The organism is Ruegeria sp. BC5 (assembly GCF_056539205.1).
In genome coordinates, this window is the sequence record NZ_JBQFUN010000002.1 from 209,513 (window position 1) to 235,693 (window position 26,181).

Annotated in this window: 21 protein-coding genes and 1 tRNA gene; 18 read left to right on the plus strand and 4 right to left on the minus strand. The window is 56.7% G+C overall.

What is annotated here, in order from left to right; all coding sequences use genetic code 11:
• The first annotated feature begins 2 nt into the window (after window positions 1-2).
• Together ACR0LY_RS09060 and ACR0LY_RS09065 are read left to right on the plus strand one after the other, a co-directional pair.
• Window positions 3-491 carry an Lrp/AsnC family transcriptional regulator gene (locus tag ACR0LY_RS09060; protein WP_174820500.1) on the plus strand — a complete coding sequence of 163 codons (489 nt, stop codon included), beginning with the start codon at window positions 3-5 and terminating at the stop codon, window positions 489-491.
• Window positions 492-631: 140 nt separating this feature from the next.
• Complete coding sequence (locus tag ACR0LY_RS09065; RefSeq protein ID WP_170350019.1) at window positions 632-1,033, plus strand: helix-turn-helix domain-containing protein; 402 nt, start codon at window positions 632-634, stop codon at window positions 1,031-1,033.
• 242 nt (window positions 1,034-1,275) lie between these two features.
• Here the strand turns inward: ACR0LY_RS09065 and ACR0LY_RS09070 are convergent, their stop codons facing one another.
• The gene (locus tag ACR0LY_RS09070) at window positions 1,276-6,393 is read right to left on the minus strand and encodes a RecQ family ATP-dependent DNA helicase (protein WP_170350020.1); all 5,118 of its coding nucleotides are present in this window, start codon (window positions 6,391-6,393) and stop codon (window positions 1,276-1,278) included.
• Between the two features lie 835 nt (window positions 6,394-7,228).
• Between ACR0LY_RS09070 and ACR0LY_RS09075 the strand changes: the two genes are divergently transcribed.
• The 3 genes from ACR0LY_RS09075 to ACR0LY_RS09085 all read left to right on the plus strand — a co-directional run bounded on the left by ACR0LY_RS09075 (window position 7,229) and on the right by ACR0LY_RS09085 (window position 9,786).
• On the plus strand, window positions 7,229-8,101 hold the full coding sequence (locus ACR0LY_RS09075) for a LysR family transcriptional regulator (RefSeq protein ID WP_480640803.1): 873 nt from the start codon (window positions 7,229-7,231) through the stop codon (window positions 8,099-8,101).
• Window positions 8,102-8,207: 106 nt separating this feature from the next.
• Window positions 8,208-8,831, plus strand: a complete 624-nt coding sequence (gene wrbA, locus ACR0LY_RS09080; protein WP_170350022.1) for an NAD(P)H:quinone oxidoreductase — start codon at window positions 8,208-8,210, stop codon at window positions 8,829-8,831.
• Window positions 8,832-8,889: 58 nt separating this feature from the next.
• Complete coding sequence (locus ACR0LY_RS09085) at window positions 8,890-9,786, plus strand: EamA family transporter (protein ID WP_170350023.1); 897 nt, start codon at window positions 8,890-8,892, stop codon at window positions 9,784-9,786.
• Between the two features lie 820 nt (window positions 9,787-10,606).
• On the opposite strand, the gene ACR0LY_RS09090 is transcribed toward ACR0LY_RS09085, so the two are convergent.
• Window positions 10,607-10,683: transfer RNA gene (locus ACR0LY_RS09090), tRNA-Pro, on the minus strand.
• Between the two features lie 114 nt (window positions 10,684-10,797).
• Window positions 10,798-11,913, minus strand: a complete 1,116-nt coding sequence (locus ACR0LY_RS09095) for a THUMP domain-containing class I SAM-dependent RNA methyltransferase (protein ID WP_170350024.1) — start codon at window positions 11,911-11,913, stop codon at window positions 10,798-10,800.
• A 288-nt stretch (window positions 11,914-12,201) separates the two neighbouring features.
• Here ACR0LY_RS09095 and ACR0LY_RS09100 point away from each other — a divergent pair, with 288 nt between their 5' ends.
• Genes ACR0LY_RS09100 through nqrF form a run of 6 tightly spaced genes read left to right on the plus strand, consistent with a single transcriptional unit; the run spans window position 12,202 to window position 18,074 of the window.
• Window positions 12,202-13,545: a Na(+)-translocating NADH-quinone reductase subunit A gene (locus tag ACR0LY_RS09100; protein ID WP_170350025.1), complete on the plus strand. Its 1,344-nt coding sequence runs from the start codon at window positions 12,202-12,204 to the stop codon at window positions 13,543-13,545.
• Window positions 13,546-13,550: 5 nt separating this feature from the next.
• Complete coding sequence (locus tag ACR0LY_RS09105) at window positions 13,551-14,759, plus strand: NADH:ubiquinone reductase (Na(+)-transporting) subunit B (RefSeq protein ID WP_170350026.1); 1,209 nt, start codon at window positions 13,551-13,553, stop codon at window positions 14,757-14,759.
• On the plus strand, window positions 14,752-15,579 hold the full coding sequence (locus ACR0LY_RS09110) for a Na(+)-translocating NADH-quinone reductase subunit C (RefSeq protein WP_170350027.1): 828 nt from the start codon (window positions 14,752-14,754) through the stop codon (window positions 15,577-15,579). Before ACR0LY_RS09105 ends, ACR0LY_RS09110 begins: the two co-directional genes overlap by 8 nt.
• Window positions 15,579-16,232 carry an NADH:ubiquinone reductase (Na(+)-transporting) subunit D gene (locus ACR0LY_RS09115; RefSeq protein ID WP_170350028.1) on the plus strand — a complete coding sequence of 218 codons (654 nt, stop codon included), beginning with the start codon at window positions 15,579-15,581 and terminating at the stop codon, window positions 16,230-16,232. Before ACR0LY_RS09110 ends, ACR0LY_RS09115 begins: the two co-directional genes overlap by 1 nt.
• On the plus strand, window positions 16,232-16,840 hold the full coding sequence (nqrE, locus tag ACR0LY_RS09120) for an NADH:ubiquinone reductase (Na(+)-transporting) subunit E (RefSeq protein ID WP_170350029.1): 609 nt from the start codon (window positions 16,232-16,234) through the stop codon (window positions 16,838-16,840). Before ACR0LY_RS09115 ends, nqrE begins: the two co-directional genes overlap by 1 nt.
• A gap of 10 nt (window positions 16,841-16,850) precedes the next feature.
• Window positions 16,851-18,074: an NADH:ubiquinone reductase (Na(+)-transporting) subunit F gene (gene nqrF, locus ACR0LY_RS09125; protein WP_170350030.1), complete on the plus strand. Its 1,224-nt coding sequence runs from the start codon at window positions 16,851-16,853 to the stop codon at window positions 18,072-18,074.
• 75 nt (window positions 18,075-18,149) lie between these two features.
• On the opposite strand, the gene ACR0LY_RS09130 is transcribed toward nqrF, so the two are convergent.
• Window positions 18,150-18,674 (minus strand): CBS domain-containing protein, encoded by a 525-nt coding sequence (locus tag ACR0LY_RS09130; protein WP_170350031.1) that lies wholly within the window; start codon window positions 18,672-18,674, stop codon window positions 18,150-18,152.
• A gap of 125 nt (window positions 18,675-18,799) precedes the next feature.
• Here ACR0LY_RS09130 and ACR0LY_RS09135 point away from each other — a divergent pair, with 125 nt between their 5' ends.
• From ACR0LY_RS09135 to ACR0LY_RS09165, 7 genes are all read left to right on the plus strand, one after another.
• Window positions 18,800-18,985 carry a hypothetical protein gene (locus ACR0LY_RS09135; protein WP_170350032.1) on the plus strand — a complete coding sequence of 62 codons (186 nt, stop codon included), beginning with the start codon at window positions 18,800-18,802 and terminating at the stop codon, window positions 18,983-18,985.
• A 66-nt stretch (window positions 18,986-19,051) separates the two neighbouring features.
• Window positions 19,052-20,077, plus strand: coding sequence for an FAD:protein FMN transferase (locus ACR0LY_RS09140; RefSeq protein WP_170350033.1), 1,026 nt, complete (start codon window positions 19,052-19,054; stop codon window positions 20,075-20,077).
• A 15-nt stretch (window positions 20,078-20,092) separates the two neighbouring features.
• Window positions 20,093-20,335: a (Na+)-NQR maturation NqrM gene (nqrM, locus tag ACR0LY_RS09145; RefSeq protein ID WP_170350034.1), complete on the plus strand. Its 243-nt coding sequence runs from the start codon at window positions 20,093-20,095 to the stop codon at window positions 20,333-20,335.
• Between the two features lie 64 nt (window positions 20,336-20,399).
• Window positions 20,400-22,088, plus strand: a complete 1,689-nt coding sequence (locus ACR0LY_RS09150; RefSeq protein WP_170350035.1) for a sulfatase-like hydrolase/transferase — start codon at window positions 20,400-20,402, stop codon at window positions 22,086-22,088.
• A gap of 88 nt (window positions 22,089-22,176) precedes the next feature.
• On the plus strand, window positions 22,177-23,694 hold the full coding sequence (gpmI, locus tag ACR0LY_RS09155; RefSeq protein WP_170350036.1) for a 2,3-bisphosphoglycerate-independent phosphoglycerate mutase: 1,518 nt from the start codon (window positions 22,177-22,179) through the stop codon (window positions 23,692-23,694).
• On the plus strand, window positions 23,691-24,821 hold the full coding sequence (locus ACR0LY_RS09160; protein ID WP_170350037.1) for a murein hydrolase activator EnvC family protein: 1,131 nt from the start codon (window positions 23,691-23,693) through the stop codon (window positions 24,819-24,821). Before gpmI ends, ACR0LY_RS09160 begins: the two co-directional genes overlap by 4 nt.
• 6 nt (window positions 24,822-24,827) lie before the next feature.
• Window positions 24,828-26,168 (plus strand): S41 family peptidase, encoded by a 1,341-nt coding sequence (locus tag ACR0LY_RS09165; protein WP_170350038.1) that lies wholly within the window; start codon window positions 24,828-24,830, stop codon window positions 26,166-26,168.
• Window positions 26,169-26,181 lie beyond the last annotated feature (13 nt).

Here is a 26,181-nt window from a genome sequence, read left to right on the forward strand (position 1 = left end):
AAATGTTGGCAGATTCTGCTAAGGATGAGGGCGAAGTGGACGCTAAGGACAGGCAAATCATTCGAGCGCTGCAACGTGACGGGCGCATGACGAACCAGGATCTTGCCGATGAGGTGAACTTGTCTCCGTCACCGTGTTTGCGCCGGGTCAAAAACCTTGAAGCCAACGGAGTGATAAAGGGATACAGCGCCGACGTTGACGCTGCCGCGTATGGGATGGCCATTACCGTCTTCGTGCGCATCAGGTTGGAGCGACACAACGAAACGGACGTTCAGAACTTCGAGAAACGCGTTCGGATGATCGATGAAGTTCTTGAATGCCATGTGCTGACCGGGGCAATGGACTACCAATTGCGGGTTTTGGTATCGGATCTCGAGGCCTACGAGGAATTTATTCGCCACCGAATTCATCCGATCGGTGGGATAGCCTCGATCGATACCAGCTTTGTCTATGGAACAGTAAAAAAGACTTCTGTTTTTCCGCCCGGATAGATGGGCCGCCTTAGAATGGGTTATTACCAAATGGCTAAACATTTACTCTGATTGATTTTTTCCTGTCGCAACTTCCCATTGTCATCATCGCTATAGAGAAAACATGCAGCACGTGCTGCGTCACTTTTGAGAAGATTGCGATGACCAAAAAACCGTATGAAGAAACCCGGATGGCCAAGTATGTCGAACGCAGGGTGCTGGAACTGAAACCAACCAAGAGCCAGGCCGAGATCGCAGCGCAGGTGGGATATGTAAGCCCGAACATGATCACAATAATTAAACAGGGTAGTTCCAAGGTGGCACTGGATCGCGTCCCGGCCTTGGCGAAAGCTTTGGAATGCGACGCTGCCTACCTTATGCGCCTCGCAATTGAGCAGTCGATCGGCCTGACTGCAGCTGAGGCAGTTGTCGAGGTGTTCGGAGAACCTGTCACGTCGAATGAACTTGGCTGGCTGAAAGCAATACGCAAGGCCTCCAACAACACCGATCCTCGGCCGACCAGCCGGTCAGAGACGACGATCAAGACTATCTTCGGGAGGTAAGAGCCATGTATGACCAGAGAGATGTCCTGACATTGAATGAGCGCGCCTGGTTGCGGTTCCTCCGTGACGTGAGCAACGGAAGTGATCCTGAGCCGACCCTACGGCGAGTGCAGCTATTGCGGCGCATACGCGAGCTCTCGGAGAGCTTGATGAAAATGCATGGCGTGACGGCGGTGAGGAATGGTTGAAGTTCTGAGCTTCGCCGGATCCCTCTGAAGACGTAAAATTTTTTGGGTGAAGTCCTAGTTGACGGACACAAACACGAGCTCCGGCAAAACCACCTCCCATGCATCGCGGCGGAGCGTGTGGTGGAATGCTTCCCCAGAGTCTTCTTTTCGCCATGAAAGGATAGCTGCGATTTCTCCGCGCTCAAATTTGGTGTTTGGAGGTGCAGAAAAGGATTTGGACATACGGCCAAGCACACGCCCTTTTTCGTCGCGTAGCAACCAAAAGTCGCCATCCTTTACCAACGTTACAGTATCGCCGACGCGGGCCTCTTGGATAGCGATGAGAGAGGCGTGACCCGGGCGCTGGCGTCCAGCATAGGACAGATCAACCATCCTCGCCTCAGCTGCCCGAAAAAAGCGGCGGGGACCGGGCAATGCTATCATGTCAGGCGTAACGCGACGGGTCAGAACCGAAGGTGCTCCTGTTGGCAAGTATTCATGATTGTCGTTGCTCATTACTACAAGGCTGCGGCGGGCACGGGTCATGGCAACATAGAACAGGCGGCGGGGGGCGTCCTGATCCTCGGATCGCGATGGGCGTTCCCATCCGCCATCCAGAATGACCACATCGTCAAATTCCAATCCTTTTGCGCGGTGTGCGGTCAGCAGTTTCAACCCCCGCTGTTCGCCCCAACTGTCGCGTGCCCATTCCGCGAACCATTCGATGATGTCGGGAACGGGCAGGCTACGCGCGCCCACTTCGCGTGCCAGAAGACCCAGCCCCTCGCCAATCCGATCTGTCCAGCGTGAAGTGGAAATGGTGTTGAGAAGGTTGGTCAGCCGTTCCAGAGTATATAGCTCAGTAGGTGTCTCGCGCAGGGCTTTGACAAACGACTGCATCTCGCGCATGCGCCAGAGACTGGGCATGTTTTCGTTTGCCATTTCAACCGGTATACCGAAGTTTTCGGCAAAATCGCGCACGGGTATCAGCTTACGCCAATCGCGCGAGATAATAGCGGCGCGTGACCACGTCCAATCAGGGTCCAGTCGAGACAGCCGGATTAGTTCCTCCAATGCGGCCATGGCCTGCGAGTCATTCCCTGAGGGACATTCCAGGATTTGCACGCGACCTTGCGCGACTGGGTCCAATTTGGTCAGCGGCCCACCTGGGTCAGCCTTTGTCCGAGCATGATCTACGCTGATATCATGGCCCAGTTTCATACGCGCGACGGCCCCCGCGATCACTGCGTTGGCGGTGCTGATAATGTGGCCGGTAGAACGATAGTTTTCAGTCAGGAAAACCGGTTTTGCGTTGTAGTCCTGCTCAAATTGACGAATGTAGCGGATCGAGGCGCCGGAAAAGGCATAAATATTCTGGTCGTCATCGCCCACCGCGAAGAGACTGAGCCGCAGATCCGGATCGTCCAGAGTGCGCCCTGCCACGGCAGCAATCAGCGCGTATTCATCGGGGCCGATATCCTGATATTCATCGACCAGAATCCAGCGATAGCCCTGAATCAGCGTGTCACGCAGCGCCTCGGCTTCATGCCTGCTCAAACCATCGCCGCGCAGCAGGGCCGCAGCCTGTGTCAAAAGGCCCTTGAAATCAGGCGTGTCGGTTGTTTGCGCGCCCACAAAACTGGCGCCGACCAGCCGCATAGCTAACGAGTGAACTGTCGAGATGGTAACAACTGCCGCATCATCGCCAACCAATCGACGCAAGCGTTCACGTATTTCTGCTGCCGCGTGGCGGTTGTAAGCCAGCACAAGAATGCCGCGCGGGTCCTCACGTTTGATACGAAGAAGATAGGCTATGCGGTGGACCAAAACACGCGTTTTGCCCGAGCCCGGCCCTGCCAGCACCAGCACGTTGGTTTGTTCGCGGTCGTCGCGCACAATCTGTTGCTGCACCGGGTTTCCCAGATCTTCGACGATGGCTTTGTAGGTGGCCCCAGTTGCCTGACGTCGAAATTCTGTCCCGCGCCCAGGCATCCATCGGCGCATGAATGCGTCCTGTTCCAGCACGAAATAGTCGTCGGCCAGCCGATGCGCTGTTTCGATGTTCTCCAGCCCCTTTTCCGCGTAAGCAGCCATTACATGGGTCTGGATCGTTTGTTCGGTATAGTGCTCCTCAAGCGGAGCGAAGTGCTTGACAGTAAAACCACCACCCTTGGGTCTGAGATGCATTGTCATGGCGGGGCGGAAAACGGACAGCCCTCGGCCTAGCGTCAGAACCTGTTGTTCATGTTGCCACAGCAAGGCGCGATCCATTAGGCGATTTGGGTCCTTCACGGCGTTCCGTAAAAGGCTATCGCCGGTGATAGAGGACAGCATTGCACCCAGCGTGGTTTCGACCTGAAGGTCCTTGCCACGTATGCCTTTGGGCACAAGGGTCAGAAGATGTGTCAGCAAGCGCTGTGCACCCTGACGGCGCAACTCGGCGGTTTGAGCTGTCACGTCCCAAGACCGCTGCAACCGCACAAGGATGCTACCATGTGCTGATTTGCGTAAAGAGATGTTGCCGCGCCCCCCCTCCATGTCGCGTCCATCCTGTGCCATGCCGCGCAGCAGGGTCTCGACCAGATCCGGACGCACCTCGCCATGGCCCAGCTGTCGCAGTTCATTACAGGCATCAGAAGGGTTGAATGGGATTGGCTCTGCATGCTCGGCATCGGGGGCCATTTCGCGCATCAGAGCGACAAGATTCTCCTCGAGCCGCGCGGCCTGTTCTAGTCGCGCCTGCGAGGCATCAGCGACACCGCAATGAACGAAGATGGTGATATTGGTATCATCGCTGGCAATGCCAAATGCTTCAAGATCAGACAGCGCTTTGCGCAACGCGGTGGTCGAAAGCCCGCTTACCCCGGCCAATTCGTCGGTGGAAACGCCCTTGTCCGCCGGAGAGTTGACGATGTGGCGCACGATATCCAGAAGCTGCTTACGCCGCGTGCCGGTGATATCAGGACCATCCAATATCGCGGCTGCCGCTTCCAGACTGCGCACACGCAGCGAGGCGGGGAAAACCTGCACGTTGTTTTCTTCGCGCCGTAGAAGGCTCGCCTCTTCAAGCCAGGCGATGGCGGTTTTGACGCGTGTATCATCGGTCGCGCTGTCGCGCACAAATTCGTGGTCCTTTTCCTCGCGGACGATCTCGCCGGGCGTCGCGACTATCTTTCCTTCGTCCCGGGTGCGCCCATCCAACCGCCGGAGAGCATTTAGGATTGCTCCGATCTCATGCCGGGCAAGGCGGGAACGGGCCGAAAGGCTGAATTGACGCTCGACATCTTCGGTGTTGAACAACAGCACACAGTTGGCCGGGTCTCGGTCGCGTCCGGCACGGCCTGCCTCTTGCAGGTAGTTTTCCAACGAACCTGGCACATCACCGTGCACCACAAGGCGGATGTCGGGCTTGTCGATCCCCATGCCAAAGGCGTTGGTGGCTGCAATCACCCGCAATTCGCCCACGCGGAACTCTTCCTGAATCTCGCGCTTTTCTTCAGGCGATAGGCCGGCGTGGAACCGCTCTGCGCTCACGCCTTGTTGCTTGAGAAATTCAGCCACGCGTTCCGTCGCGCCGCGGGTCGCGCAATAGACTACGGCACCCGAGGCACCTGAGGCCGGCAATCCCTGTTCGATTGCGTTCAAAATATCGGACAGTTTAGTGGCGCGTTGCGTTTCGCGCACCTCGAAGGAAAGGTTCGAGCGCGACGCACCCCCATCAAGCAGGGCCAAGTCCAGGCCCAATCGAGTTTTGAAATGCTCCCTTATGTCGCGCACGACTTCTGGCTTGGCGGTGGCTGTCAAGCAAAGGATCGGAGCTGGGGCATCGCCTGAGTTTTCCTTTATGAACCGGCTCACATAACGGTAGTCTGGTCGAAAATCGTGGCCCCATTTTGAAATGCAATGTGCCTCGTCCAGCACCCAGAGGCCGATCTCTCGTTGAGTCAGCACACTTCGAACCGCTGTACTGCGGAGTTGTTCGGGTGAAATCAGCAGGATCGCAGCATCGCCCATGCGCACTTTGTCCAGTGCCTCATGCCTTTCCGGCAGCGACAGCAGACCGTTGATAGTGACGGCCGAGGATATCCCGGCTCTCGCCAGACCCTGCAGCTGATCGGCCATGAGTGCGACAAGCGGCGAGATGACGACGGTCAGCGCACCGGTCTTGTCGAACCGCGAAAGGGCTGGAATCTGATAGCAGACTGACTTGCCAGTTCCGGTCGGAAGAATGCCCAGAACGCTTTTTCCTGCCATCGCCTCAGCCACAATGCGTTCCTGCAAGGGTTGACCGAATTCGTCCACGGGTTCGGGTCTGAAAGAAGGAAAGCCAAACCAGCGATCAAGCGCGCGTTTAGGATCGTTGTTTTCGACACACCACTGGCAGGCGGCATCGTTACAGGCGGCCTCTCGCAAGTGGCGCACAATCAGTGAAGCCTCGCGGAACTGCATTCGGACCCAGGGTGGCATGACACTGTCGCCGCCAGCCACCGAAATCCACGACAAGGCATAGGCCATGGGCCAGGCGAGGTTAGGATTTTCCATCCGACTAAGAGTCTGTTCAAGCCGATGCAAACAGACCTGTCCAGCCAAAAGGCGGCGAACGGCGTCAAAAGCCTCTTGTTCATTGGGTCTGCTAATGCCACGCACAGCAGTAAAAAGTGCGTCAAACCCTCCGCTGCGTGGGGGGCGTGTGGCAAGGAAATGATAGGCTGCCAGCGCATCTGGGGTCGCGGTGTTTAGCTTGGCGAACGCCTCGATCTGGTTTTGCAGAACGTCGAAGACTAGACGTGCATCCTTTTCGGGATCGTTGACATGACCCGATTGCAACCGTCCGTCGTGATAGTGTTTGACTAAATGGTGATAGGGGTTGCGCGGGAAGGCCAAAGGATTGAGCCAGAGTGTGTCGATTGGTGCCTCTGCCAAGGCGGCAAAGCGAGGCGCAGCAGCGGCCAGGTGAGGCAGGTCGTGGTGCAAGATGTTGTGGCCGATGATACTGTCGAAACCTTTACAATATGTGTCGAGGTGCGACAGTGCTGAGGCGGAGCTGCTTTTTTCAACTAGAGCGGGTCGGGAATCATCGTTCGTTGTGGCAGCGAATGCGAATATCCGAGCGGACTTAGGATCCACTTCCAGGTCAATCGAAACACAGCGCTCAAGAAAGCGCGAAATGTCCACGTGACCGTTCGTTATCATTGCTCGCCAAATTTTCTCTTTCAGTGTCTTCTTGATAGCTACCGGATTACAGACAAAAGAAAAGGTGCGTTTCAAATTGCTCTTCGCAATGTGGATTCCTCGCAACCTCAATGGTTGCAAAAGGTTGAAAAAAGTTTACATCCGAACTCTCGGGATCGACGGAATGTAAACTTTTCGACCTCAAAAACACCCCAAAATCAGGCCAAAGGTTTACACTAAGTTGACAGATTTCGGCTCAAAACCAGTTTTTCAGACCAAAATGTAAACCTTTGATCCAGACAAACCCAAAAAACAACGGATCTTGGAAAACACATATCTGAAGACAGGCCAGAAAAGCGCGTTCAGCGACGAAACACAGACCAGACGACCCAGACACACATAAGAGAACGGACGTAACTCAGGCCTTCTCACAACGCTCCTGAGAGATGAACACATTGAGAGCGTAAGCACAGGTCTATGCCAGGCAGTGTCCTGAGCTACTCCAGAGAGAAGAAACCGACGATTGCTAATAGTGGGGGAATAGTCGTGAATAGTGAGCTGCACCGCGTAGAGGCTGACTGGGTCTAGATATACAAAGTAGTGCTAGTTTCGTCCTAAAAGCTGGTTGTCTAAACAAGAGGCTGGTGATGGGGAGATCGTAGCGAGGAGCTCTCAGAACCGAAAAATGTTCCCGAGCTCTAGTTCACAGGTGTGATGGATGCTCCGCAAACAGAATTGAACTGGCTCAGCTCAACCTGAAAGAATGTGATTTTGGGCATGTCATAGACCCGATCTATCGCGTAACACGTCAAAAGCAGCTTTTTCGAAGGGTGATATCTTGGACAAACTGTCAGTCATGCAAGCTTTTCGCCGCATCGTTGAACGCGGTAGCTTTGCCCGTGCGGCGGAAGACCTTGGTGTCTCTCCTGCGCTTCTCAGCAGAGAAATCAAGCTTCTGGAAGAAAGTCTGGGAACCGTCCTCCTCACCAGAACGACCCGATCCATGTCACTGACTGACACCGGCAGTCTCTATTACCAAGATGCAATTGGGATTCTCGACGCGGTCGAAAAAACGGAACAGACCATCAGGGAAGGTTCAAAAGCGGTGCGTGGGCACCTTCGGGTGAATGCGTCAAGTTCATTCGGCCAAACCGTTATCGCACCGATGCTTCCAGAATTCTTAGAAGCCTATCCAGATCTGCGATTTACTCTTTCGATGGACGACAAGGTGATCGATATGGTCGAGGGCGGGTTCGATCTGTCGATACGAATCCGAGCCGCGATGCCGGACTCGGCCCTTGTTGCGCGACGGATCGGCGTGATGCGACAGCGGATTTTTGCGTCTCCTGACTATTTGGAGCGATGCGGGACACCGACCCAGCCGGCGGATCTAAAAAAAAACCACGCGATCATTGGCTTTTTGCTTGCTGATCATTTGACGAGCTGGAAGCTCTCGGCCGCCGAAGGTGTCACAACATTAGAGCTTGATCCGCGCGTGCGCGTCGGCAACAGCCTCGTTTTGCGGGATATGCTGATAGCGGGGCAAGGCATCGGAACATTGCCCGAGTTCGTCTCTGATGCTCCCGAAGCCAGCGGGGCCTTGGTGCGAGTTCTTCCTGACCACGAACTGCCTGCGCCAGAAGTATTCGCCGTTACAGCATCTCGCTTGGGAATGGACGCAAAGGTTACAGCCTTTCTTGATCATCTGCGCCTGGCTCTCAGGTCCTGACATTATTCAATACAGGTAAAGAGTGATGTCAAAGAGCGCGCCTTAATTGGCGGCGCAACAAATTCCATTCTCTCAGGGAACAAGTCACAGCCCTGAGAGGTATCCTATGTCACGTATTCTCGTTCTCTACTATTCAAGCTATGGCCACGTCCGCACATTGGCCGATGCCGAAGCTGAAGGCGCCAGAAGTGTTCCCGGCACTGAAGTTGACATTCGGCGTGTGCCTGAAACCGTGCCTGAAGAGGTCCGGCAGCAGGCTGGCTATGTCGTAGATGATACACCTGCCGCCTTGCCGACAGATCTGGAAAACTATGATGCAATCATCATTGGAACACCGACCCGATTTGGCATGATGGCTGGCCAAATGAAGTCCTTCCTTGACCAAGCCGGAGGGCTTTGGGCCAGGAATGCACTGGTTGGTAAGGTCGGAGCGGTCTTTGCATCAACAGGTTCGCAACATGGCGGGCACGAGGCCACCCTTCTGACAACGCAAGTCCCTCTTCAACACTTTGGGATGCTGATTGCCGGAATGCCCTACACATTTGCTGGCCAGACTACATCAGAAGATATCATTGGCGGCGCACCATATGGTGCCGGAACGATCGCCGGTGCTGATGGTTCCCGCACACCTACCGAAACCGACCTAGCCGGAGCGCGGTTCCAGGGTGCTCATGTTGCAAGGATTACAGCATGCCTCGCTGGATCAAACCTGCAAGCGGAAGCAGCGTAACTCTCGCGCCTCTGACGTCTCACTCTAATTCTCAAACGCTTCAGACGGGAGACACTCCATGTCACGCTCAACCGATATTCTTCTCACTTCACTCGCTCCAGCGATATGGGGAAGCACTTATCTGGTAACTACGGAAGCGCTCCCGGCTGGCTACCCGATTACCCTAGCGGCGTTACGAGCTCTGCCAGCCGGCTTGTTGTTGCTTGCAGTGACGCGCTGCGTCCCACCACGCGAATGGCTCGGTCGAACTTTCGTCTTAGGCAGCCTCAATTTCGCTCTGTTCTGGGTGCTCCTCTTCGTTGCTGCCTATCGGTTACCTGGTGGTGTGGCCGCCACCCTAGGATCGTTGCAAGCAATGATCGTGATTTTGATGGCGTGGGGATGGCTTGGAACTCCAATCCGACTTGGCGCACTTGGAGCCGCTGCAACTGGCGTAATGGGTGTGTCTCTGCTGCTGATCGGACCAGAAGCACATCTTGATTGGATCGGTATAGCAGCGGGTTTGGGAGGAGCCGCGTCAATGGCTGCTGGCACTGTTCTCAGTCGGAAATGGCAACCTCCGGTCTCGGCGCTGAGTTTCACAGCGTGGCAATTAACAGCCGGTGGTTTGATACTGCTGCCAGTCGCACTGTTCCTTGAGCCGCCTCTACCTGTGCTCAGCGCAACAAATGTCGCAGGCCTTATTTGGCTTGGGTTGATCGGTGCTGCAGCAACCTATGCTCTTTGGTTTCGCGGCATAGCGCGCCTGGAGCCCAGTGCAGTTTCGATGCTCGGCATGATGAGTCCTGTTACAGCTGTCGTGCTCGGCTGGGTATACTTGGGACAAACGCTTAGCCTCACTCAGTCGATAGGAGCAGTCATAGTTATTGGCTCTGTTGTGGTCGGCCAGAGCGTGAGTCGAAGGGACAATTCGGATTTGAGAAAATGGAGATCAGCAGCAGCTGAATCTGTCTGATGGGTTTGAGGCGCAAACAATGGGTCCGATCACGCAAGTGGGCGAGGAATGGCTCAGCGCCTCGCTCAAGCCCGTTCGTCAGATCCCTGGAATATCGAAGTCCTAGGTTTCCCCACGGATGATTAAGGGGATGGGTTCTGGGTCCGCAGCATCCGGACGGTCCAAACCTCCTGTCGCAATGGTCACATTGTGGCCGTACTCGCTAAGTGCTGAGGGCGCTCAGGGCGTGCGTTATAACATCAGTGCTGTCTTGCGTCGAAAACTGCGTTGGACGCTGCCAGTGAACGTCCCAGCCGGCCTGTTGATGTGCATAGGAGGCTACGGCATTGCGCGCGTGTTCTATACATATCTACTGGCCCCGTGTGCCAAACGCAAAACTCTCGCGCTCAAGATAAAAGTGCATTTCGCCCTGGAAATCACCTTATGGGCGAGGCTGAATTTTGGTATTTTTAAGAAGTTGTTACGGCAGCAGCAAGCAGTCAGCCAAGAACAACGCGATTCGATGCCTATGTTCTTTGACATCTCATACAAGACCAACAAGAAACGCCGGCGCCGGGAAAATGACCGGGCAGCGAGTCACCTATCTGGAAGGTGCAGGAAAGATCACTTTGGATCGCTCCCCGGTGGAAAGCATCGGACGCCCCAAGTGGTTGCCGCCAGCCGTATGACGAAATGGCACAGAAAGACGGTTGCAATGTGCATCGGGCTTAGATCTACGAAAGGCTGCCAGTGCGTTGGAGTTCGACTAATGCTCAGGTTCAACGAACCTCGGATTACTGACTTACAAACAACAAAGGCGCCCTTGGGCGCCTAGTTTTACTGGTCGGAGTGAGAGGATTCGAACCTCCGACCCCTGCCTCCCGAAGACAGTGCTCTACCAGGCTGAGCTACACTCCGACCGTGGCGGGTGATCTATACCCGAGGAATCGGATGTGCAAGGGGATTATGGGACCAAATGCAGGATTTCGTGCCCAGCAGAAACTGTCCTTTGCGCCACCGCTGCTTTAGCAATTAGGGTAGGGGATCTGTGCGGTACAGCCGGATTTTCGTGCCACCGTGATCGACGACTGGCCCGGCAGGGAGCAAAGGCAAGCGCGTGGCCCGGGCTAGTGATTGATTGCTGGTCACGATACCCACCCGCCAGCCGCTGAACCGCGACATCAGAACCTTGCCCAGGCTGCCGTACAGAGAGCGTAGGCGTTTCTCGTCCCCGATTCTTGCACCATAGGGCGGGTTGACGATGACCAGACCCGTGGAGCCCGGTGGCGGCTTGATGTCACTGACCGACCGGCACTGAAACCGGGTGTGTGCGGCAACCCCAGCTCGATCGGCATTGGTGGCGGCGGCCTCGGCGGCCCCGGCATTCCGGTCCGAGCCGTAAAAGACAGTGTCCAAGTTTACCGGCGGTCCGTCTTTGCGCAGTTCGGCCCAAGCGCGCGAATCGAATCCGTGCAGGTCTTCGAAGGCAAAACGGCGGGATCGGCCTGGGTTCAGCCCGGCTGCGATCTCGGCTGCTTCTATGACGAACGTGCCTGAGCCACACATTGGGTCCAAAACAGGCTCAGATCCATCAAAACCACATTCTCGCAGAAACATTGCAGCCATGGTTTCGCGCATCGGGGCTTTTGCCACCGCCGGTTTGTGGCCACGTTTGTGCAAGGGTTCTCCTGAGGTGTCGACCGAGAAGGTGCAAATGTCTTTTTCGATGCGCAGCAACACGCGCAGCCCGGCGTCGGATGAAATGGGCGCAGCCAGCGTTTCGGAGATCGCCCGCTCGACCCTTTGGCGGGCGGCCCCGGCATGATAGATGCGGGATTTCCGGCTTGTAGCCTCAACCTTGACCGGGATGTCGGTGCGCAGAAAATCGGACCAGGGGAACTTGCGTGCCCGCTTGTCGAGCTGCGCCAAATGTACTGCCGGAAATGTGCCCATCCGGACCAGTACTTTGTTGGCACCGCGCAGACACAGGTTTGCTCGCCAAACCTCGGGCCAACCGCAATGGCAGCTTATCCCGCCGGGTACAATTTTGGCATCTGCGAATCCCTTTTCGACGGCTTCGGCCTGCAAAGGCGCCTCAAGCCCGGGGGCGGCAACCAGAAAAATCTCAAATTCGCGCGTCTGTTCCATTGGGCGTGCTTACACTGGAAGGGCACTGGGCGCGACCAGCAATTTTTGGGCGCTAAAATGGAAACATTTCAAAGGAAAGTGAAAATCATTGTGTGATTTTGGCGGCAACGGGTTTGCTTTTAGCATCATCCCCGCGTAAAGGAGCCCAAATCGGAATTACGCCCGCGGAATTTGGACGCATTTCGACGCTTTTGCGACGACTGTTAAAAAATCCTGCGTTATTGTCCGACACTGTTAAAGTGTTGGTCTAACCGGCGCAGATAAAGAGGCTTGGAAGACAGTAGCAACATGCAAACTTTCAAACTGAAAAAAGGGTTGGAGCTGCCGGTGCAAGGCGCGCCGGATCAAACCATCCAGCCGGGACCTGAATTTAAAACCGTTGGGGTGTTGGGCGGGGATTACCTGGGCCTGAAACCGCGCATGCTGGTGCAGGAAGGTGACGCGGTTCAGCGCGGTACGCCGTTGTTCTGCCACAAGGATGCGCCCGAGGCGATGATGGTCGCCCCGCTTAGCGGGAAGATCGTGGCAATCAATCGCGGTGCGCGCCGTGTATTGCAGAGCGTCGTGATCGAGGTTTCGGACCCGAACGATACAGGGATTGATTTCTCGGGTGTGGGCAATGCGGACAGTGCCGAAGGCGTGACGGAAAAGCTGTGCGCGGCTGGTCTTTGGACCGCCTTCCGTACCCGGCCCTATTCGAAATTGCCGATGCCGGGTACCACTCCGGCCGCGATTTTCGTCACCGCCATGGACAGTGAACCGTTGGCGGCAGACGCGGCCGTAATCATTGCCGATGCCGGTGAGGCCTTTGCAGCCGGTTTGGCCGCAATCACCAAGCTGACCGAAGGCAAGACCTATCTGTGCCACAAGGAAGGCGACGCCATTCCGGGCGCGGAAGTGCCGGGGGTCGAAGCTGCGGCTTTCTCGGGCCCGCATCCCGCCGGATTGGCCGGGACGCATATTCATTTCCTTGAACCCCTGGAGGGGGACAAGCAGGTCTGGACCATCGGTTATCAGGACGTGATCGCCATTGGTCGCTTGATGCAGTCCGGTCATCTGGATCCGAACATCGTGATCGCACTCAGCGGCCCGGGCGCGCGTCAGCCGCGTCTGATCCGCACCGTCATGGGTGCTTCGACCGACGATTTGACCAACGACGAGATCGACGTGGATGGCACTCCGCGCATCATTTCGGGGTCGATCCTGTCAGGTACTCAGGCTGAAGGACCAACCGCGTATCTGGGACGTTTCGCGCGTCAGATCAGCATCATCCGCGAAGATCACGACCAGATTCCGATGGGTTGGATTCGTCCGATGCCGTCGAAATACTCAGTTCAACCGGTCCTGGGCTCGGCGTTTTCGCACAAGCTTTTTAAGTTCACCAGCAACCTGAACGGCGGTCGCCGCGCGATGGTGCCGACGGGTGTATTTGAGCGGCTGATGCCGCAGGATTATCTGCCAACACAGTTGTTGCGCGCCTTGCTGGTGATGGATACTGACAGTGCCCAGGCGTTGGGTGCGATGGAGTTGGACGAAGAGGATCTGGGCCTTGTCGGCTTTGCCTGTCCGGCAAAATATGAATACGGGCTGGCGCTGCGCGACTGCCTGACCAAGATTGAAAAGGAGGGCTGATCCAAATGGGTTTGCGCAGCTTCTTCGATCGGATCGAGCCGAACTTTACCAAAGGCGGCAAGTACGAGAAGTATTTCCCCATCTACGAGATGGTAGAAAGCTTTATCTACACTCCGAAAACCGTTACCACCGTCGCACCGCACGCGCGGTCCTACATAGATATGAAGCGGATCATGACTTATGTCGTGATCGCGACGATCCCCTGTATCCTGTGGGGGATGTGGAATACCGGTTATCAAGCCAACAGTGCAATTGCAGCCCTTGGCCCGGATGCGGCAACTGGCTGGCGTATCGCCATCCTGCAGGCATTTGGCATCTCGCTGGACCCGTCCAGCATCTTCGCCAACGTGATGCACGGATTGATGTACTTCTTGCCGATTTACATCGTCACACTGGTTGCAGGCGGTATTTTCGAGGTGATCTTCGCCACCGTGCGTGGGCACGAAGTCAATGAAGGTTTCCTCGTAACCTCAATGCTTTACACGCTGATCATGCCCGCATCCGCCCCGCTGTGGCAGGTGGCTCTAGGCATCATCTTCGGTGTGGTCATCGGCAAAGAGGTGTTTGGCGGCACCGGTAAGAACTTTCTTAATCCTGCGCTGGTCGGGCGTGCCTTCCTGTATTTCGCCTATCCGGCGAATATGTCGGGTGACACAGTCTGGACCCCAGTTGACGGTTTTTCAGGTGCAACTGCGCTGTCGGTTTCAGCATCCGAAGGCTATCAGGCGCTGGCAGCCGAAGGTCTGACCTGGTGGAATGCCTTCATGGGCTTCATGCAGGGCAGCTTTGGCGAAACTTCCACACTGGCCTGTCTGATTGGCCTGGGCTTCCTGTTGGTGACACGTATTGCGAACTTCCGCCTGATCGTTGGCTGTCTGGGGGGCATGATCGTCTTTTCCCTGCTGCTGAACCTGATCGGTTCGGACACTAACCCGATGTTTGCAATGCCGTGGTACTGGCACCTGGTCGTTGGTGGCTATGCCTTTGGTCTGGCCTTCATGGTCACCGAACCGGTTTCGGCCAGCCACACCAATCTGGGCCGCTACATCTATGGCGCGCTGATCGGTGTCATGGTTGTGATGATCCGTGTGATTAACCCGGCTTTCCCCGAAGGCATGATGCTGGCCATTCTGTTCGGCAACGTCTTTGCACCGCTGATCGATTATTTCGTCGTTCAGGCCAACATCAAACGGAGGGCGCGTCGCCATGTCTGATACGCAATCCCCAGACAATAACGAGGCACCCAAGGGGGCGATTGCCAAGTTCCTGGCAGCCTCGCCGGATTCGGTCGGCAAAACGATCTTTATCGCCGTCGCTGTCTGCCTTGTCGCCTCGATGGTCGTGTCCTCGGCTGCTGTAAGCCTGCGCCCCGTGCAAGAAGCGAACAAGCTGAAGGACAAGCAGATCAACGTCCTGCAGGTCGCGGGTGTTTATGAACCCGGCGCCGACGTGACCGAAGCCTTCGCCGCGTTTGAGCCGCATGTTGTGGAACTGTCCACCGGCGAATTCGTCGATGACCAGTTTGATCCGGCCACCTTTGACGACATCGCAGCCGCAAGTGATCCTGAGTTGAGCGTTGCTCTGGACGACGACCCGGCCGGGATCGGCCGCAAAGCTAAGTATCGTGTGATTTACCTGCTGCGTGATGATGCGGGTGATCTGGATAAGGTGATCCTGCCGCTGCACGGCTATGGTCTGTGGTCCACGCTCTATGGTTTTATCGCGCTGGAAAACAACGGCAACGATATCTTCGGCCTGCAATTCTATCAGCATGGTGAAACTCCGGGCCTTGGGGCCGAGGTGGACAACCCGCGCTGGAAGGCGTTGTGGAGCGGCAAGAAACTGCGTGATGACGCGGGTGATCTGCAGATTAGCGTTGCGAAATCGCAACCAGCAGCTGGCCCCGACTTTTACGTCGACGCGCTGGCCGGTGCCACACTGACCTCGGTTGGTGTCGATAACCTGGTGAAATTCTGGATGGGTGATGCGGGCTTCGCTCCGTTCCTGGCCAAACTGCAAGCAGGAGAGATCTGATGTCCCAGACCAAGAAAGAAATGCTGGTCGACCCGCTTGTCGACAACAACCCGATCACCCTGCAGGTGCTTGGCATCTGTTCGGCTTTGGCGGTGACCTCTTCACTGCAGGTGTCGTTCGTGATGGCACTGGCGGTGACTTTCGTGACATCGTTCTCGTCCTTCTTTATCTCGTGCCTGCGCAACCAGATCCCCAGCTCGATCCGGATCATTGTGCAGATGGTGATCATCGCCTCGCTGGTGATCTTGGTGGATCAGGTTCTCAAGGCCTATGCCTTTGAGATTTCGAAAACCCTGTCGGTGTTTGTCGGTCTGATCATCACCAACTGTATCGTGATGGGCCGCGCCGAGGCGTTTGCGATGAAGAACCCTCCGGTCGCATCGTTCATCGATGGATTGGGCAACGGGATGGGCTATGGCCTGATCCTGCTGCTGGTCGGTTTCTTCCGCGAATTGTTCGGGGCGGGGTCGCTGTTTGGCGTGACCATTCTGCAAACCGTCAACAATGGTGGCTGGTACGTGCCCAACGGCATGCTGCTGCTGCCGCCATCGGCGTTCTTCATCATCGGTCTGATCATCTGGGCCTTCCGCACGTGGAAGCCGAGCCAGGTGGAAGAACGTGAATACAAAATTCAGCAGGTAGAGGCCCACTAATGGAAGGTCTGATTTCATTGGCCGTAAAGGCCATCTTTGTCGAAAACCTTGCGCTAAGCTTCTTCCTGGGGATGTGTACCTTCATCGCCGTTTCCAAGAAGATTTCGACCGCGCTGGGTCTGGGCATTTCGGTGATGCTGGTTCAGGCGATCACCGTGCCCACCAACAACCTGCTGCTGACTTATCTGCTGAAACCGGGCGCGCTGGCCTGGGCCGGGTTCCCGGATGTGGACCTGACCTTTCTTGGCCTTATCTCGTATATCGGTGTGATCGCGGCGATGGTGCAGATCCTAGAGATGATCTTGGATAAGTACTTTCCGCCACTCTACAACGCGCTGGGGATCTTCCTGCCGCTGATCACGGTGAACTGCGCAATTCTGGGTGGTTCGCTGTTCATGGTGGAACGCGACTATAACTTTGCCGAAGCCGCGACCTATGGTCTGTCTTCGGGCTTTGGCTGGGCGCTGGCGATCACCGCGATGGCAGGGGTTCGGGAAAAGCTGAAGTATTCGGATATTCCTGACGGCCTGCAGGGTCTGGGGATCACCTTCATCACCGCAGGACTGATGGCGCTGGCCTTTATGTCCTTCTCGGGCGTGAAACTTTAAGGAGGGACGAATGGAAACTTTTAGCCTTGGCGTCGTCCTCTTTACCCTGATCGTTATCGCGCTGGTAACGATCATTCTGGCGGCACGCTCCAGACTTGTATCCACCGGTGATGTGAACATCACTATCAATGGCGAAAAAACCATTTCGGTGCCCGCAGGCGGCAAGTTGCTGCAAACGCTGGCGGCTGAAAAGCTCTTTGTCCCGTCGGCCTGCGGCGGTGGCGGCACCTGCGCGCAATGCCGGGTCAAGGTGCATTCTGGCGGCGGGTCGATCCTGCCGACCGAAGAAAGTCACATCACCAAGCGTGAGGCCGCATGCGGCGATCGTTTGTCCTGTCAGGTTGCGGTCAAACAGGACATGGATATCGAAGTCCCCGAAGAGGTCTTTGGCGTCAAGAAATGGGAATGCACCGTTCGGTCGAACGAGAACGTGGCGACCTTCATCAAGGCGCTGACGCTGGACCTGCCCGAGGGTGAGGATGTAAATTTCCGGGCCGGTGGTTACATCCAGATCGAAGCCCCCGCGCACCAGTTGAAATACACCGATTTCGACGTCGAAGAGGAATACCGCGAGGATTGGGATCGCTTCAATCTGTGGCAGTACGAATCTGTGGTAAATGAACCGATCGAGCGCGCCTATTCGATGGCCAACTATCCGGATGAGAAAGGCATGATCATGCTGAACGTCCGGGTTGCTTCACCGCCTCCGGGTTCCGAAGGTATTCCGGCGGGTCAGATGTCGTCGTACATCTTCAATCTGAAACCAGGCGACAAAGTCACCATTTCGGGTCCGTTCGGCGAATTCTTCGCACGTGAGACCGAAAAAGAAATGGTTTTCATCGGTGGTGGTGCCGGTATGGCCCCGATGCGCAGCCACATCTTTGATCAACTCAAGCGTCTTGAGAACCGCAACCGCAAGATCAGTTTCTGGTACGGTGCGCGGTCCAAGAAAGAGATGTTCTTTGTCGAGGATTTCGACACGCTGGCCGAAGAGTTCGACAATTTCGAATGGCACGTGGCCCTGTCCGACGCGCAGCCCGAGGATGACTGGAAAGGCTATACCGGCTTCATCCACAATGTGCTGTTCGAGGAATACCTCAAAAACCACCCCGCGCCCGAAGATTGTGAGTTCTACATGTGTGGCCCGCCAATCATGAACCAGTCGGTCATCAACATGCTGCTGGATCTGGGTGTGGACCGCGAAGACATTATGCTCGACGATTTCGGCGGGTAAGAAACGAAAAACCGGCGCATTCAGCGCCGGTTTTTTTTAAAGCCGCAAGGTTGCTGGCCTTCTAGATCAAAGCCATTAGCCGACGATCATCTGCTTCATGCGAAGCGCCTCGTATTCCAGCTCTTTGAGACGGAAATGCACAACGTCTCCAATTGTGATCACGCCGCACAGGTTGCCATCGCGAAGCACTGGCATGTGGCGGAACCGACCGTCGGTCATGGTTTTAAGAACATCATCCAGCAGATCGTCCGGCGAACAAGTCTTGACCTCGCGCGTCATCAGATCCTCGACCGCTTGAGGCAACGTCTGGCCGGGCGTATCCGCCATGCGCCGTACGATGTCGCGCTCGGACAGGATGCCTTGCAATGTGCCGTTCTGGTCGGTCACCAGCACCGCCCCAATCCGCTTTTCCTTCAGCGTATTGACCACTGAATGGATCGTATCGTTCGGGCGGACCGAAAACACCGCATCCCCTTTACCATCCATCAGCTTGGCCACAGTTGTCTGCGCATGCGACAAGTTCGATTCCGTCGATTGGCTGTACGTGGTCTTGTCAGCCTTGTCGCCGCGCTTGGGGGCTTGGTAAGAGGTCGGGGCCATGGGCAATCTCCTTCATGGTTCTTGCAAAGTCTTTCCCTTTTACCTTAGCGCAGCTAAACGACCTGTATAGGGTGCAATTGTGCTGATCGGCAGAAACCCCCATCAAAAAAAGGACGCTTAAGCCTTTGAACGACCTGTATCTTACCCCGCCGGTGGCTGCCTTGATTTTCTTTATAGTGGTCGTGTGCGGCCATAATTTCCGCAAGACGTGGAAACAGCAGCCGCTGGGATGGCAGAAACGGGCCTGGCTGTTTGGTGTGCCGGCGGGAATTGGCCTTTTGGTACTGGGCTTTTTGCCGCTGAAACTGTGAAGTCGATTTGACTCTGGCGGGGGTGGCTGGCATATGCCGGACACTGATTTTCCAGGAGATCGCCCCATGCGTCTTGTGCCAGTTTTGGCCGTCGTCACTTTGCTGTCCGGCTGTCTGTTCGACAAAGAGCCAGAGGTGGTTCGCCTATCGGGCGAAACGATGGGAACAACCTTCAACATCACCGCAATTGGCCAGGACCTGGACGAAAACGCGCTGGCTGTGGCGGTCGAAGAAACTCTGGCAGACGTTAACGCCAAGATGTCCAACTGGGACCCGAACTCCGAGGTCTCGACCTTTTCCGCCGCGACAAGCACCGAACCGGTGCAGGTTTCCGCAGAATTTGCACAGGTGATGGCCGCCGCGAATGATGTGCATGAAAAAACCGGCGGCACCTTTGATGTCACCCTTGGACCTTTGATCGAACTGTGGGGCTTTGGGCCCCGCAAGCCGGAAGACCCGGTGCCTTCGGATGTCGAAATTCTGAAAGCACTCAACGGCGTCGGGCAGGGGCGTTTGCTAACTCTGGATGCCAAGGCGGGAACGCTGACCAAATCTGAACCCGGTGTTGGGATCAACCTGTCCGCTATTGCCAAGGGTTATGGTATCGACGCGGTGGCCAAGACCCTGCGCGACGCCGGGATTGAAGATTATCTGGTCGAGATCGGTGGCGATCTGGTCACCATGGGGCAGAACGACAAGGGCGAGGCCTGGCGCATCGGTATCGAAAAACCACAAGCGGGAGCGCAGACCTATCAGCTGATTGTGTCGGTCAGCGATCTGGGCATGGCCAGCTCGGGCGATTACAAAAATTTCTTTGAACAAGACGGTGTGCGGTATTCGCATATCATCGATCCAACAACCGGGCGCCCTATCACGCATCGGACAACATCGGTGACTGTTCTGGCTGAAAACGCTATGATGGCGGATGCATGGGCAACTGCGATGCTGGCGCTGGGGCAGGAAAAGGGCCTTGAGCTGGCCGAAGAACATAAACTTGCTGTGTATTTCATCTCGCGGGATGTGACGGGTGGCGAAGAAGCCTATATCACGGTACACAGCACCGCGTTCAAAGACGCGCTTGAGACCAACTGACTGGTAGGTACCACAATGAGCACCTTTATTCTGGCCTTTATTCTGCTTGCCCTTGTGATGGTAGGTATGTCGTTGGGTGTTATGCTGATGGGCAAAACCATCAAAGGCAGTTGTGGTGGCCTGAACGCGATCTCGGGCGCGGACAAATGTGTGGTCTGCCACAAGGACATTGATCCTGACAGCCCGTTGCGTGATCAGTTGCAGTGCAAACGCGCCAAGAAGATGCTGGAACAGATGGAGCGGCAGGCCGAAGCGTAAATTACGCTTCGCTGCGGGCCGGGAATTGGCTAACTAAGTCCCTGACTATCGGGGAGGTGCCGCGTTGGCCAAAGCCAAAAACATTCTGTTCATCATGTTCGACCAGCTGCGCTGGGATTACCTGAGTTGCTACGGCCATCCGCATCTGCACACTCCGAACATTGATCGTTTGGCCGCGCGGGGTGTGCGGTTTGACCGGGCTTTTATCCAGTCCCCCATTTGCGGTAGTTCACGCATGTCGACCTATACCGGGCGCTATGTGCATTCGCATGGTGCGTCCTGGAATGGCATCCCGTTGAAAGTGGGCGAGATGACGATGGGCGATCATCTTCGCAAGGCCGGGATGGGGTGCTGGCTGGTCGGCAAAACCCATATGCGTGCGGATGCCGAAGGCATGGCACGGCTGGGGCTGGAACCCGACAGCCTGATCGGTGCCCGCGTGGCAGAATGCGGCTTTGACGTGTTTGAACGCGATGATGGGATGCGTCCCGAGGGGCCGGACGGGTTTTACGATCCGGACGGGGCCAGGGAATACAACAAATACCTCAGCGCCAAGGGATATGAGAGCGACAACCCCTGGCACGACTTTGCCAACTCGGGGCTAGATGCGGATGGCAACGTCCTGTCGGGCTGGTTCCTGAAGAATTCCCCCGAACCCGCCAATATAGCCGAAGAAGACAGCGAAACCCCGTATCTGACGGGTCGCGGAATAGACTTTATGCAATCGCAGGACGGCCCATGGTGTTGTCACCTGAGCTTCATCAAGCCGCATTGGCCTTATATCGTGCCCGAGCCCTATGCCTCGATGTATGGTCCCGAACATGTGCTGCCTGTGGTGCGATCCGAGGTCGAGCGCCAAAAAGCGCACCCGGTGCTGCGGGCCTTTATGGACACGAAGATCGGCCAGACATTCTCGCGCCAGGATGTGCGCGAGGCGGTGATCCCCGCCTATATGGGCCTGATCAAACAGGCCGATGACCAGATGGGCCGCCTGTTCGACTGGATGGAGAAAACCGGCCGGATGGACGATACGATGATCGTGTTGACTTCGGACCATGGGGATTTTCTAGGCGATCACTGGATGGGGGAGAAGACCTTCTTCCACGATGCCTCGACCAAAGTGCCCCTGATCATCTACGACCCGTCACCCGAGGCCGACGCCACGCGCGGCACTGTCAGTGATGCGCTGGTCGAATCCATCGACCTTGCCCCGACTTTTGTGGAGGTTGCGGGGGGCGATGCGCCTTTGCACATCCTCGAAGGGCATTCCTTGCTGCCGATCCTATACGGGCAGCAGGAAGAGACCGCGCGCGATGTGGTGATCTGTGAATATGATTATTCGGCCTCACCGATTGCCGATACGCTGAACGCCTCGGTCCGGGATGCGGTGATGTTCATGATTGCCGACAAAAAGTGGAAGCTGATCCATTGTGAAGGTGACCACCGGCCGATCCTGTTTGATCTGGAATACGACCCGGACGAGTTGATTGATCTTGGTGAAAGCGCGGATCATGCCGAAATTATCGACCGTATGTACGATTACCTTTTCGCGTGGACGCGCCGCGCCTCGCAACGGACCACGCGTTCGAAACAACAACTGATCGATATGCGGACCAAAAGCCGCGGCAGGGGTGTTGTTGTCGGGGTCTATGACGAAAACGATGCTCCGCTGGATTTGACCGTCAAGTACCGGGGGCGCAAGGCTCGGCCATTCACCGAATATATCGGCAAGGAAAAACCGCCCCGGCATTAAATCTGCCCACCACAGGCCAAAAGGCGGTTCACCCGCCGATGGTCAGGCGGTAAAAGATCGACCAAGAGCAGAAATCCGGAGAGCTATAATGACCGCCCCCAAACCCGTTGTCCTGTGCATTCTCGATGGGTGGGGCCTGTCCGAGGACGCTAAAGCCAACGCGCCGTATCTGGCCAATACCCCTACGTTCGACGCAATCATGGCCAACGGGCCGCATGCCACTTTGATAACGCACGGGCCCGATGTTGGCCTGCCCAGCGGTCAGATGGGCAATTCCGAGGTCGGCCATACCAATATTGGCGCGGGCCGCATCGTGGCCATGGATCTGGGTCAGATTGATCTGGCGATCGAAGATGGCTCATTCTTCGACAACAACGCCCTGCAGACCTTCATCGCCAAGGTGAAGGCCGCGAGTGGTACAGCGCATCTGATGGGGCTGGTTTCGGATGGCGGGGTGCATGGGCATCTGAACCACATCATCGCAGCGGCCAAAGCCATCACCGATGCGGGCGTTCCTGTCGCGCTGCACGCGATCACGGATGGGCGCGATGTGGCCCCGAAATCGGCTTTCACCTACATTGCCGAGCTTGAGGACCGACTGCCCGAAGGTGCGCGCGTTGTGACTGTCAGCGGGCGCTATTTCGCGATGGACCGCGACAACCGCTGGGAACGCGTCAGTGAGGCCTTTGAGGCGATGATCAAGGGGCAGGGGCGGACTGCGGCCACAGCGCATGGCGCGATTGATCACGCCTATAACCAGTCGGAAACCGACGAGTTCATTGTGCCGACGGTTCTACAAGGCTATGGCGGCGTAAGTGATGGCGATGGTGTTTTCTGCCTCAACTTCCGCGCTGATCGGGCGCGCGAGATTCTACGCGCGATTGGCGAGCCGGATTTTGCTGATTTCGACACTGGTCCGCGCCCGCACCTGTCTGCGCTATTGGGTATGGTGGAATACTCGGACGGTCACAATGCCTTCATGACAACCGTGTTCCCAAAGCGCGATATCGTGAACACGCTGGGCGAATGGGTCGCTAAACAGGGGCTGCGTCAGTTCCGCCTCGCCGAGACCGAGAAATACCCGCATGTTACGTTTTTCCTCAACGGTGGCAAAGAAACGCCCGAAGTGGGCGAAGATCGTTATATGCCGAAATCGCCCAAAGTGGCGACATATGATTTGCAGCCCGAAATGTCCTCGGCCCAAGTTACCGCCAAGTTTGTCGAGGCGATCGAGGCCGGGTACGACCTGATCGTCACCAATTATGCCAACCCGGATATGGTGGGTCACACCGGTGATCTGAAAGCCGCAATCAAAGCCTGCGAGGCGGTGGACCAGGGCCTGGCACAGGTGGTTGCCGCGCTGAAAAAGGCAGGTGGTGCGATGATCATCACTGCCGACCACGGCAACTGTGAAATGATGGTGGATCCCGAAACCGGCGGACCGCACACCGCGCATACCTTGAATCCCGTTCCCGTGGCGCTGGTGGGTGGGCCGGAAGGTTCCACGTTGCGCAATGGGCGTCTGTCCGATCTGGCACCGACCCTGTTGCAGTTGATGGGCCTTGAACAGCCACCCGAAATGACCGGCAAGAGTCTGTTGTTATGACCTTGCGCGCGCTTCTTTGGGCAGTGCTGTTTGCGACGCCGGTCCACGCCCAGACCGACCCGTCCACAGCGGCGCTGAATGCGGTGCAAATGCTGGAAGACGCATCCGTTGCCTTGACTGAGGCCGACAGCGCCCGTGACCGCGTGCGTGCCCTGACCGAAACCATTCAGGCCTATGAGGCCGGTCTGACCGCCATGCGCGAGGGCCTGCGCCGCGCCGCCACGCGCGAGGCACAGTTGACCACTGAATTGCGCAGCCGCGAGGATGAAATCGCGCAGTTGCTGGGCGTGTTGCAAACCATCGAAACAACCGCGCCGCCGGTTTTGATGCTGCACCCCTCTGGCCCGTTGGGATCGGCCCGCGCAGGTATGATGCTGTCCGAGGTCACGCCAGGTTTGAACGCTCACGCGCAAGAACTGGCCCACGACCTGCAAGAGGTCCAAACCCTGCGGCAGCTACAACAAAGCGCCGCTGATACTCTGACCGAAGGCCTGACCGGTGTGCAGACCGCGCGCACGAAGCTCAGTACCGCCATAGCAGATCGGACCGATTTGCCGGTGCGTTTTGTCGAAGATCCGGTTCGAACGGCGATCCTGATCTCGTCCACAGAAACGCTGGAAGGGTTTGCCAGCGGACTGTCGGAAATCTCAGAAGGGGAGATTGCTGAAACCAACGCGGATATTTCACAGCGCAAGGGTGAAGTTGCCTTGCCCGCTCAGGGTGTTGTGCTGCACCGCGCTGGTGACACGGATGCAGCAGGGGTCAAGCGCCCGGGTGTGGTGCTGGGCACACGTCCACGCGCGATTGTGACATCGCCTACCGCGGCTACGATACGTTATCGCGGGCCACTGCTGGATTTGGGGAATCTGGTCATCCTAGAGCCTCAACCCGGTCTTTTATTCGTATTTTCGGGGCTGCAAGAGGTCTACGGCAACCCCGGTCAGGTGATCCCCGAGGGCACTCCGGTCGGCTTGATGCCTGGTGAAACGCCCGAAATCGGCGCTATTTTGTCAACAAGCAGTGATGGCACTGGAACTGATCGGTCAGAAACGCTCTATATAGAGGTAAGACAGGATAACAGCCCCGTGGACCCGGAATCGTGGTTTCGGACCAGCAAGGATGGATAAATACATATGAAGAAATTTGTGATGGCCGGTTTGGCCGGAACCGTGGCAGGCATACTCGCAACTACTCAGATCGCAGGACCCCTGTTGGCACAAGAGGCTGAGAACAAGGCCAGCGTCTATGAGCAGCTTGATCTGTTCGGGGACATTTTCGAACGCATACGTGCGCAATATGTTGAAGAGGTTGAGCCCGAGGAGCTGATCGAAGCCGCGATTGATGGCATGCTGACATCGCTGGACCCGCATTCCAGCTATCTGTCGCCTGACGATGCCGAACAGATGCGCGTGCAGACACGCGGCGAATTTGGCGGGCTGGGTATCGAAGTCACGCAGGAAGAGGGCTTTGTGAAAGTCGTCTCTCCGATCGATGACACCCCGGCGGATGCGGCTGGGATCGAGGCTGGGGACTTCATCACCCATGTCGATGGCGAAAGCATTCTGGGCCTGACGCTGGACAAGGCGGTGGATCTGATGCGCGGACCTGTGGGTTCGGAAATCGTGATTACGGTCGTGCGCGAAGGGGAACAGGAACCCTTTGACGTCACGATCATTCGCGACACGATCAAGCTGACCGCTGTGCGTGCCCGCACCGAAGGCACCAGCGTCGTGCTGCGAGTGACCACCTTTAACGACCAGACCTTCCCCAACCTTCAGGAAGGGCTGAACGAACAGATCGAAGAGGCTGGTGGCATCGAAAAGGTCAATGGCTTTGTTCTGGACCTGCGCAACAACCCGGGCGGTCTGCTGACGCAGGCGATCAAGGTTTCCGATGCCTTCCTGAACGAGGGTGAGATCGTGTCTACCCGTGGCCGCGATCCGGGCGAGGGTGAGCGGTTCAACGCAACCCCAGGCGATCTGGCCGAAGGCAAGCCGATTGTGGTTCTGATCAATGGGGGTTCGGCCTCGGCGTCCGAGATTGTTGCCGGTGCCTTGCAGGATCACCGCCGCGCCATCGTGGTCGGCACCAAAAGCTTTGGCAAAGGTTCTGTTCAGACGGTCATGCCGCTGCGTGGCGACGGGGCCATGCGCCTGACTACGTCGCGGTATTACACACCGTCGGGTCGTTCGATCCAGGCGCTTGGCGTCAGCCCCGACATCATTGTCGAGCAACCGCGCCCGGTGCCGGATTCGGAAGAGGAAGATTCGAACCGTCCCGCCCGGTCCGAAGCCGACCTGCGCGGCAGCCTGAACAATGACAGCCTCAGCGAAGATGAGATTCGTCAGATCGAGGAAGACCGAGCCCGGGCCGAAGCCACAGCCGAGCTACGGGAAGAAGATTATCAAATGGCCTATGCTATCGATATCCTCAAAGGTTTGTCGGCCTTCAACCCGAACGGGCCGTCGCAGTAAACAAACGGGGCCG